Raw genomic sequence first — 10,973 nt, 5'->3', positions numbered from 1 at the left:
CTAGCCTTCTTACTGTTTCAACTTTGTCAAAAGAAAGCATGTTCAGATAATCTTCTTTGCTATTTAAATGTTCTGGATATTCTATCATCTCTCCCTCCTAAACAAAATGACGCGTATGGCTACATCCACGCGCCGCAACTTGTTCATTTCCACCATTGACGATCATGGCGGCTCGAGTAAAACGCCCATTATCCGTTGTATTACTCCAGCTACCACCCCCTAACAATGCTCTCATTTCAAACGTATTTTGCGTACGGCTTATGGGTATAGGAAACGTGCCCGATAAAAATTGCCAAACATAACCGCAACCATCCTCACAACCGATATGCGAGATCATTCGACGATTCGCCGTATCCTTATATCCACCTGAAACCTTAGAGGTTGGTTCTTTCTTGCCAACAATATGTGTCTTTTCATTGCTTCCATACATAGCAGAAGCAAACGCTTCATCACTCAGTAAAGATTTTTTAACACGCGCCATATCTGTTACATGTTCGGTATAATTACGGTTTGTTGTTATATTGGTACGATACATTGATTTCGTATTTTCACCCGTCCCTGATTGAAGATAAATATCAACCCAAAGATCTGTAGAGGGGTCGTAGACCATTCCCTCTGGTGAACTATAAGGGCGGTGATTTAAACACCAAACTGAATTGGGTAAAATATCCCCTGCCCTATAACCAGACAAGGGGTGACCAGAAATCGTACCAACATCCGCACAAAGCGTATGAAACCCTCCTATCTTTCGCGAATTACTCACTGTGTAATCCCTTGGATACGTAGAGTTTTCTGATAAAACAAATTTATGAGACTGTCCTCCATCAGAAACCAAATAAACATAATAATCCTTACCCGCCGAAAGAGAAGGAACGCTTATTCTTGTATCTACCGTATAACTTGCAACTAAAATATCATTGCCTAATGCCAAAGTTATGCGTGTTCCTTTTTTCAAGGTTAATTGCGCTTTGCCTGTCGCTACAAGAAACGGTGTGGAAATTGAAAGAACCGTTAAATTGGACTGTTTCAGTAAATTGTTTACCTCTTCCGCTAGCGCTTTTGCCTGTGAAGCTACTGTATGGGCTGTTGTTGCCGTTGCTAGGGAACTCTTGATACCTCCAAGCTCTTGTTTCGTCGTATCGGCTGTTTTTTTGGCTTCTTCTGCTGTCCTTTTCGCTCTATCGGCTACTTCCTTGGCTTTTTCGGCTTCGCTCTTGGCTTGATAGGCTTGTGAATCTGCCGACTCGGCTTTTTTCTTGGCTTCTTCGCCTGCCGTTTCTGCTAAACTTGCTGTAAGCTTAGCACTATCTGCTGTTTCATTCGCTTTGTGGGCTTTATTCCACGCTGCATTCGCTGTGCTTTTTGCATTTTCCACCTCACTACGCGCTTGCGTCGCATCATGTCTTGCATAACCAGCAGACTCCTTGGCTTCCTTGGCTATTTTTTGTGCCTCTTCCGCTTCTTCTTCTAAAGACGCGGCTTTCTTACCCGCTGTTTCGGCTGCCCTCTGCGCCTCTCCTGCTATATATTTTGCATTACTCGCTATTTCCTTGGCTTTTTCTACTTCATTCTTGGCTTCATACGCTCGGTCATCGGCTTTCTCTGCTATTTTCTTGGCTTCTTCACCTGCCATTTCTGCTAATCTTGCTATAGTCTTAGCGTTATTGGCTGCTTCATTCGCGTCGTAAGCTTTACTCCACGCTTCATTCGCTGTGCTTTTTACTTTTTCCACCTCACTACGCGCTTGCTCCGCATCATGGTTAGCATAACCTGCTGTCTGTTTGGCTTCTTTTGCTATTTTTTGTGCTTCTTCTGCGGCTGCTTCTAAAGACGCGGCTTTTTTACCCGCTGTTTCTGCCGCTTTCTGTGCTTGTTCTGCTGTATATTTTGCACTATTAGCTATTTCCTTGGCTTTCTCTACTTCACCCTTAGCTTCATACGCGTAGTTATTGGCTTTCTCCGCTATTTTCTTGGCTTCTTCACCTGCTGTTTCCGCTAATCTTGCTATAACCTTGGCGTCCTTCGCTGTTTCATTCGCGCTGTGGGAATTACTCCACGCTTCATGAGCTTTGTTGTCTGCTGCTTCGGCTTTTTTCTTGGCTTCGTCTGAATACATCCGCGCTAAACTTGCTATAGTCTTAGCGTCACCTGCTACTTCCTGCGCTTTATTGGCATTACTCCATCCTTCATGAGCTGTACTTTTTGCCTTTTCTACCTCACTGCGCGCTTGTGCCGCCTCATGGTTAGCATAACCTGCTGTCTGTTTGGCTTCTTTTGCTATCTTTTCAGCTTCACCCGCTACTGTCTCTACCTGTGATGCCTTCTTTTGTGCACCATCAGCTACCTTCTTTGCCTCTTCGGCTATAGACTTCGCACTACCTGCTACTTGTTTTAGACCATCCAAAGCACCTTTCGTTTCTTCTGCTACCTTCTCTGCTGCTTCCGCTTTACTCTTTGCTGCTGTAGCTATACCCTTCAACGCCTCCACACTCGCTTCACCTGCCGTTTCTCCTGAACGCACCGATGCTTCTGCTGCTACCTTCGCTTCGTTGGCTATTCGTGTTGCTTCTGTTGCACTCTGTTGCGCTTGCTCGGCTTTCGTCTGTGCACTATCCAACGCACTTTTGGCTTCTAAGGCTGTCGCTTTGGCGCTCCTTGCTTCTTCTTTTGCTTCTTCTGATAAGCTTTTTGCACTAGAGGCGGTTTGACTTGCTTGTTCACTCGTGGATTTCGCTTCAGTCGCAACAGTCTCTAAATTTTCTGCTTTAGATTTCGCATCGCTAGCCTCTTTTACAGCTTGCTCTACTTTCGCTGTCGCCTTATCAACGGCGCTTTTCGCTTCCTCCGCCAAACCCTTCGCCTCAGATGCCGTACTCTTAGCTTCTCTTGCTTCTGTTAATGCTGTAGTCGCTGTAGATTTTGCTTCATTCGCAACTGCCTCTACACTTTCGGCTTTAGCCTTTGCTGTTTCTGCTGTCTCCTGTGATGCTGCTGCCAACCGTTTTGCTTCTTCTGATAATGTTTTAGCTGCCTCAGCAATCCCTTTCGCATCATTGGCTATACTAGATGCCCCGCCCGCTGTTGTTTTCGCAGAAGTCGCTTCTCTTAATGCCTGTTCTGATGCCTTTTGCGCCTCTGTAGATGCCGTATTCGCTTTTTCCGCTAAACCTTTCGCCTCTTCTGACGTGCTTACAGCTGCCTCTGATTGTGATTTGGCTTCTCTTGAAGCTGTTAATGCTGTCTCTACTCCCGCTTGTACTTGTGAGGCTGTTTTTGTGAGTTCTCTAACAGAAGATGTCGCACCTTCTGATAACTCTTTTGANTGATTGTGATTTGGCTTCTCTTGAAGCTGTTAATGCTGTCTCTACTCCCGCTTGTACTTGTGAGGCTGTTTTTGTGAGTTCTGTAACAGAAGATGTCGCACCTTCTGATAACTCTTTTGCTTGTTCTGCAATATCCTTGGCATCATCGGCTGCCTGTTTGGCTCCATCTGCCTTTAGACTTGCTTGCATGGCTACAGTCTTAACTTCATGACACGTTGCTACCGCCGTCGCTGCTACTTGCGTCGTCTCTGTTGCTGTTTGTGAAGCTTCTCTTGCTGTTTGTTCTGCACGCGTTGCAATGGTCTTCGATTCATCGGCTAACCTCTTGGCTTCGGTCGATAAATTAACAGCATTCTCACTGCTCTGTTTGACCTCTTCAAAACGTTGTAATGCCGTAGAAAGGGAACCTTTCGCACTATTGATTTCCCCTGAGGCTCTATCGACTGCTCCTTTTGTCTCTTCTGCCATGCGCTTCGCTGCATCAGAAGTATTCTTGGCTTCTTCTGCTAAGCCATTGGCTGTATCCGCTGTCTCTTTCGCAAGGCTAGCCGTTGTCGTCGCTGCTTTAGCTTCTTCCTTCGCTTCATGAGACGTCGTAAGCGCTGTTGTCGCTGTTTGAACTGTTTTCGTCACTTCGCTAAGCGCTTGTTCCGACACCCTCTTCGATTCTTCTGCAACCTGTTGCGCACCATTCGCACGCGCCATGGCTTTTTCTGCTTCTTGTCTTGCATTAACAACCTGCTCTAACGGCGCAAAGGTTTCATACGAATACAAAGATGCCGTCCCTAAAAGCTTCGGAACAACAACGCTGTCTTGCGAAGTCCCTTCTCTGATTTCCTCTTTCGTTGCAACAGGTATCAAATATTCATGTTCATGATCGGGTATCTTCATCTGCTTTATTCCTTCATTCAGAGGGCTTCATCCAATGAACACTCTTTCAAATCTTCAAGCTCTTCTCTTAAGGTCTCTAAGCGCTTCTCTAAATCTTTCACAGATCCATCAAGCTCTGTTTTCAATGCTGCTTTCAGTAAATCAAAAACGCCAGTAAGCGGCGCATGTACAAAACCTCCCCCAGAATACAAAACGACCCGTACTTGAGACGGGTCGCTAATCTCTGATATCGCAAACGGTTTTAATGACATTTCAACTCCTCATGTCTTGATCCCATAAATTACACTCACATTAACGGGGCGCGTTTCAACACCACCAACCCTCTCTGCCATGAGATGATGTTCATGATGCTCTCTGTCATTCAGACCTTCTGTTATAGGCGTTGAATAATATAAAAAATTAGCAAAGGGGCTCCTGATAAACCAAGGTAAACGCGGTGGCTTGTCTTTTTCTGTAAACCTACAACACACTGATTTATAATGATAATTCACTGTTTTGTATGTTGAATGAGAGTCTCGAATAACGTAAGATTCTCTCATTTCAAGTCTGTTTATATTGAATCAAACAAACCCATTTGCTTGCACGGCATAAGCGGGGCTGGCGTGTGGGTAAAACTGTATAAGAAAGGAATGAAAATGGTTCTTATGAATCGTCTTAACGCAAGGGCTGTCGCAACATTGGGAGCTGGCAAATATAATGATGGTGCCGGCTTGATCCTCCATAAGCGTAAAGATGGTGGTGCTCAATGGCTTTATCGTTATACCATTCACGGTCGGCGCCGTGAAATGGGCTTGGGCGCCTTAAGACATGTCTCTTTAAAAAAAGCCCGTGAATTGGCAAACCAATGGCGTGCTGTTTTACATGAGGGTCGTGACCCCATTAAAGAACGCGATAAACAAAAGCGTGAGGCAATGCGTAATCTTCATTATTTAAAAAACATTGCTTTAGATGCTTTTGAAAGCCGTAAAGCTGAATTAAAAAGAGATGGTAAAGCTTGTGATTGGTTTTTACCATTACGCCTTCATATTCTCCCTAAATTGGGCTGTCTGCCCGTTTCAGAGATTACACAAACAGAGATACGCAATACCCTTGCTCCTATCTGGCATACAAAAGCTGCAACAGCAGAGAAAGCACTAAATCGTCTTAATCTTTGTCTCAAACATGCGGCTGCATTAGGGTTAGATGTTGATTTACAAGCAACAGAAAAAGCACGCGCGCTCTTAGGTAAACAACGTCATAAAACCACTAATAGACCTGCAATGGATTGGAAAGATGTTCCCGCCTTTTATCAGTTACTCTGTAAAACACAAAACATAACACAACTGGCTTTGCGCTTGCTTATCCTGACAGGCGTTCGTACCAACCCTTTGCGTCATATTCGTGAAGATCAGATTGAAGATGATGTATGGACTATTCCTGCTGAGAATATGAAAGGTTTGCGTGACGCTACAACAGAATTTCGCGTACCTCTATCATCTGAAGCGCTAAAAGTGATTAAACAAGCCCGTTGTATTTCCAAAAGTAATTTCATTCTGTCTTTTTCCGGTCGTGCTCCCCTTGCTGAGAATTGTATGGCAAAATATATGAGAGACAATAAACTTGAAGCCTGCCCGCATGGTTTTCGCTCTAGTTTACGCAATTGGCTTGCTGAAACAACCGATGCTCCCTATGAGGTCGCTGAAACCATTCTAAGTCATACAGTAGGGGGTAAAGTAGAGCGTGCCTATCGTCGGACTGACTATTTAGAACAGCGCCGCGTTTATATGGATAAATGGGCGGCTTATGTCACGGGTCAATCTTAAGATATGGGGTGAATAACCCCATTATCTGTGGATAACTTTAGCTCTCTTTTCTCTCATTCTCTCTCAATAAGACTCATAACGTATCACATCAGAAATTGTATGATAAAATATTGTTTTATATAAATAAAACATCTTTCTAAATGAACCAAAATGTGGTTAATAAATAGTTATGATTTGTTACCATTTTTATAGTGAAAGGATTTTAGAATGACAGAAAATGATATTCTTTTAACAGACCGTGAAAGTGCAAAATTGCTTCATATGAGTGTCTCAACTTCCGCCGTCATGTGACCAATGGCTCTCTCCCAAAACCTTTAAAATTTGGTTTTTTATCCCGTTGGTTACAATCGGATCTTTTGAATGTAATCGAGCAAGCAAAACAGCAACGTTATAACGACGCGGCATAAAAAAAACCTTGTCACGTAAGGACGGACAAGGCTTTCTCAAACTCATCACCCTAGAGATAGCACAATCCGTCCTGTGACGTAACGTTCTAGGATTTACAATGATGTGTTCTTTTAAGAATGCGCAAGGTATCACACGTGCCTTGCGCGGGGTTTGGCATGGGCGTTATGGAACAGCCCGTTGCCCTGCTCATGATGATAGGCTGCCTAGTTTATCTATTTCTAATGGAAATGATGGGCGTCTTTTACTCACTTGTTATGCTGGCTGCTCTTTTAGAGAGATCATACAAGCGCTTATTAGAATTGGATTGCTTGGAAAACAAGCTTATGATCACGCTCTTTCTTTATCAAAACAGATTTGTGCTGATCTCAAACGAGCAAAACAGAAAGCAGAGAGAGCAAAAGCAATTTGGCAACAAAGCCAACCAATCAAAAATACTTTAGCAGAAACCTATTTACGTATGCGGGATATTACATGTGATTTGCCTACAGATTTACGCTTTTACGACAAATGTCTACACCCCTCTGGGGGTACATTGCCCGCGTTGGTTGCTCTTGTTAAGGGGGCTGGTTCCTTTGCCATTCATAGAACCTTTTTAAAAGACAATGGCTGCAAAACAGATCAGAAACCAGCAAAAGCCATGTTGGGATCTGTAACGGGTGGTGGGGTGCATTTAAGCCAAGCCAATCCAAAACATCTGGTTATTTGTGAAGGCATTGAAACGGGGCTGTCTCTGCTGTCTGGGTTGTTATCAGAGCCCGTTAATTTATGGGCTTCTCTTTCAACCCTATGAAAATGCAAAATAGATATAAAATATCTATTCTAATAGTACCTATTGAAGAAACAGTAAAAATACATTACATTAGAACTACTTTGTAACACATTAAGTGGTCGTAAAATGGCTGAGACAACATTTACCTTTCGCGTCGATGATGTATTAAAAAATGAATTTTCCAAAGCAGCAAAGGCGTGTGATAGATCTGGTGCACAATTATTGCGCGATTATATGCGCGATATCGTAAAAGAACAAAAAGAAAAAAGTGCATACGATTTATGGTTTCGGGAACAAGTTCAATTAGGGATAAACTCTGCTAATGCAGGTGATATAATATCTTCTGAAGAAATCGAAGCAGAAGCAAAGGAATGGCGCCTAAAAACACAAAGTAAACTCGATAGATCAACTTTATGAAGCTAATTTGGACACAAGTAGCACACGTTGACCGCAAAAAGATACGTGAATACATATCACAAGATAATCCTTCCGCTGCCTTAAAGTTTGATCAACTTTTATCTGAAAAAGTAGAAAAACTTGTTAAATTTCCTACCCTTGGTCGTTTAGGACGAATTGTAAATACACGTGAACTTATTGTACATCCAAATTATATCATGATTTATGATATTTCAAATGGCGTTGTGCGTATTTTACGTGTGCTCCATACAAAGAAAAAATTTCCTTAATCAACTGTATTTTTATTTATTTGCTAATTGAAGAAAATTATTTTCTACAATACTGCGCTCCGTATCAGTAAGTAATGATAGATTACTATTTTTATAATATTGCGAATATGATTGCATAATGCACTTTGCACACCGCTTAGTTTCTACTCGTAAAAATAATGATGATACTCTTGGTAAATGACGTTTTATCGTCAATGATGTGACCGTTGAAAAGCTTGGGGAACTCTTAAAAGAAAACCCCCGTGGTCTCTTAATGGTGCGTGATGAATTGGCTGGCTTTTTAGCCAATCTAGAAAGAAAGGAATATCAATCAGACCGCGCCTTTTATTTAACAGCTTTTAATGGCGATGATCAATTTACTTATGACCGTATAGAGCGTGGAACCATTTTTATCCCTTATGTCACTTTATCCATGATTGGAGGCATTCAACCTTCACGCATTATTCCGCTCATTCAAGCCATACACCGTGGAATAAACGATGACGGTTTATTGCAACGCTTTCAAATGATTGTCTGGCCCGATGACAATAAAGAGTGGCAATTGGTTGATAAACCGCCCAATCAAGAGGTCTGGCAAAAGTATGAAGGGGTATTTCGCTCTTTTCGTGATAAACGCTTAGGTTCTCCCGAACAACCACTGATTATGCGTTTTTCTCCTAAAGCACAAGTGAAGTTTTATGAATGGTTCGAGCATCTTCATAAAGAGGCAAAAGGAGGTAGTTACTCAGAAAGCTTACAATCGCATCTTTTAAAAATGCCAAAGACCATAGCAAGTCTTGCGTTGATTTTTGAACTTCTTGACAGTGGTGGTTTAGAAATTGGACTCTATGCCATCACAACAGCGTTGCGTTGGACAAGTTATCTGTTAAGTCATGCCAAAAGACTTTATGCGGCGGGGGATACATTAACAGCAGAGCGTGCAAAATTAATTGTCGAGCGTTGTGATTGTTTACCCGATGTTTTTACAGCAAGGGATGTTTATAAACGTGATTGGAAATATTTAACAGACAATCAAACCGTTAAGCAAGCTTTAGAGCTTTTATGTCGTTGTAACTATATTCGTGAAATCTCTGGAGAGAATAACTCCCAAGGCGGTCGACCTACCATACGTTATGAATGGCACCCTTTAGTGAAAAGTCATAAGACATCTCACTGAGGCAATTTGGAAATCTTATAAAACATTAAACAATATAACAGTGAACCTTTAAAGCACTTCCCATCATTAGTTTTGGGGGGGGTATGGGGGTTTTGGGGGGTCTTTTTACCCCCCCCCTTTATATATATTTTTTAATCCAAAATAAAAGTTATTATATTTCAATAAGTTAATCTTTTAAATAAACAACCTATATTAAACATAACACATAAATACAATTTTTAATATATATCTAAGAGGGTTTTGTAGGTGTTTTGGGGGGGTTAAAAACAGACAAAACCTATCAAAATACTCATTCTGATATTTTAAAGAACGTAGTACATTTATCTTGATGAATACGTGAAATGAATAGCAAATTTCACTACTTTGCTGATCTTATTCCATGTCATGGGCTGTTGATAAGCAGCCTTAAAGACCCATTTTGAAAAAAAATTATCCGCTTTTTTAGCAGTTTTTTCCCATTTTTATCGTTATTTGCTTTAAATGCATTTAATTGAATTCGTTTTGATTCTTTTAATGAATATTAATCATCTCATAAGGCAAGGGATTTTTATTACAATATGCTTCAATCTATTAAGTATGATAATGAACAATTCACTTTACGCTCCCTTTTACAATCCTATCGTGAACAGGCAACATCAAATGCTCTACGGGGGAAAGTGTTTGAAGATTTTGTGACAAAATATCTTATGTATGACCCTCTCCACTATGGGCGATATGAAAAAGTTGAGAGCTATTATGAATGGGCTAAAGAGCGTGAAGGTTGGAATAAAAATGATATCGGCATTGATCTGGTGGCAAAGCTTCGTCATCAAGAGGGATATGTGGCTATTCAATGTAAGTTTTATAAAGCTGACCATCAGATCAGTAAAAAAGATATTGATAGCTTTATCGCTGCCTCTGGAAAAGACATCTTTAAATATCGACTTCTCGTTGACAGCACAGAAGTGGAATTAAGTGACAATGTGAATGCCATGATTAAAGGACAAGCGATACCCGTTTATCGTATTGACCTTCGTCATATGGAAAACAGTCGTATAGACTGGCAAATATTTGCAACGAAAAAAGAAGTTGTTCTGAAATCAACAAAAGAGCCTCGTCCCCATCAAGAAGAAGCCATCAAGAAAGTCTGTGAAGGTTTACAAGAAGCAGACCGTGGCAAGCTGATTATGGCATGTGGTACGGGGAAGACTTTCACCAGTTTGAAGATAGCAGAAACCCTTGCTGGGAAAGGCAAGCGTGTTTTGTTTCTGGTACCTTCTCTGGCTTTAGTCTCGCAAACAATCCGTGAATGGACAGCCGATGCACAAATCCCGTTGCGTTCCTTTGCGGTGTGTTCGGATACAAAAGTAGGCAAGCGCCGTAAAAACCAAGATGATATTGTTGGCATGGAAACATCAGATCTTGTTCTCCCTGCTACCACGGATGCTCAAGCCCTTGCTAAAGAAGCTTGTGAATCCCTAGCAGATGCAATGACCGTGGTCTTTTCAACTTATCATTCAATTCAAGTGATTTCGGATGCCCAAAAAGACCATGGTTTACCCGAATTTGATCTGATCATCTGTGATGAAGCCCATAGAACAACTGGGGCTTCATTGGGAACTGAAGACAATGAATCTGAATTTATCAAGGTTCACGATAACAGCATCATTCGGGGCAAAAAACGTCTGTATATGACAGCAACGCCGCGTATCTTTAGTGACACTGCTAAAAGGCGGGCGGATGAGATCAATGCTGTTTTGGCATCTATGGACGATGAAACCCTTTATGGCAAACAACTTCATCATTATACCTTCGCGGAAGCTGTCGATAATGAACTTTTAACTCCTTACAAGATTGTGGTCTTGGGTATTAATGAATACCTATATCACACCAGCCATACAGGAGATTATTGCCAATGAAAACCGTGAAATTGATTTAGATGATGCGGCAAAAATTATT

The 10,973-nt window shown here is 41.6% G+C and carries 5 protein-coding genes and 5 pseudogenes; 7 read left to right on the top strand and 3 right to left on the bottom strand.

Annotation, left to right across the window (positions count from 1 at the left end; genetic code table 11):
* Positions 1-97: 97 nt before the first annotated feature.
* The 3 genes and pseudogenes from ACFIKX_RS02665 to ACFIKX_RS02655 all read right to left on the bottom strand — a co-directional run.
* Entirely contained in the window at positions 98-2,998 is a 2,901-nt protein-coding gene (locus ACFIKX_RS02665) for a hypothetical protein (RefSeq protein WP_375661198.1), read from the bottom strand.
* A 1,233-nt stretch (positions 2,999-4,231) separates the two neighbouring features.
* Entirely contained in the window at positions 4,232-4,465 is a 234-nt protein-coding gene (locus tag ACFIKX_RS02660) for a hypothetical protein (protein ID WP_375628400.1), read from the bottom strand.
* Positions 4,466-4,474: 9 nt separating this feature from the next.
* A pseudogene (locus ACFIKX_RS02655) lies at positions 4,475-4,672 on the bottom strand (phage tail protein); the annotation flags it as partial.
* Between the two features lie 177 nt (positions 4,673-4,849).
* On the opposite strand from ACFIKX_RS02655, the gene ACFIKX_RS02650 reads away from it, so the two are divergent.
* From ACFIKX_RS02650 to ACFIKX_RS02620, 7 genes and pseudogenes are all read left to right on the top strand, one after another.
* Positions 4,850-6,016 (top strand): tyrosine-type recombinase/integrase, encoded by a 1,167-nt coding sequence (locus tag ACFIKX_RS02650; RefSeq protein ID WP_375612608.1) that lies wholly within the window; start codon positions 4,850-4,852, stop codon positions 6,014-6,016.
* 207 nt (positions 6,017-6,223) lie between these two features.
* Positions 6,224-6,423, top strand: a pseudogene (locus ACFIKX_RS02645) (helix-turn-helix transcriptional regulator).
* A gap of 98 nt (positions 6,424-6,521) precedes the next feature.
* A pseudogene (locus ACFIKX_RS02640) lies at positions 6,522-7,208 on the top strand (virulence-associated protein E); the annotation flags it as partial.
* Between the two features lie 111 nt (positions 7,209-7,319).
* Entirely contained in the window at positions 7,320-7,610 is a 291-nt protein-coding gene (locus ACFIKX_RS02635) for a CopG family ribbon-helix-helix protein (protein ID WP_375612607.1), read from the top strand.
* Positions 7,607-7,879, top strand: a complete 273-nt coding sequence (locus ACFIKX_RS02630) for a type II toxin-antitoxin system RelE/ParE family toxin (protein ID WP_375610964.1) — start codon at positions 7,607-7,609, stop codon at positions 7,877-7,879. The genes ACFIKX_RS02635 and ACFIKX_RS02630 overlap by 4 nt, the downstream gene beginning before the upstream one ends.
* A 181-nt stretch (positions 7,880-8,060) precedes the next feature.
* A pseudogene (locus tag ACFIKX_RS02625) lies at positions 8,061-9,035 on the top strand (DUF3987 domain-containing protein); the annotation flags it as partial.
* Positions 9,036-9,592: 557 nt separating this feature from the next.
* Positions 9,593-10,973: pseudogene (locus ACFIKX_RS02620) on the top strand (DEAD/DEAH box helicase family protein); the annotation flags it as partial.

It is taken from the genome of Bartonella sp. CM86QHHN, from assembly GCF_042194695.1.
Lineage (GTDB): Bacteria > Pseudomonadota > Alphaproteobacteria > Rhizobiales > Rhizobiaceae > Bartonella.
This window is presented reverse-complemented; position numbering and strand designations above follow the sequence as displayed.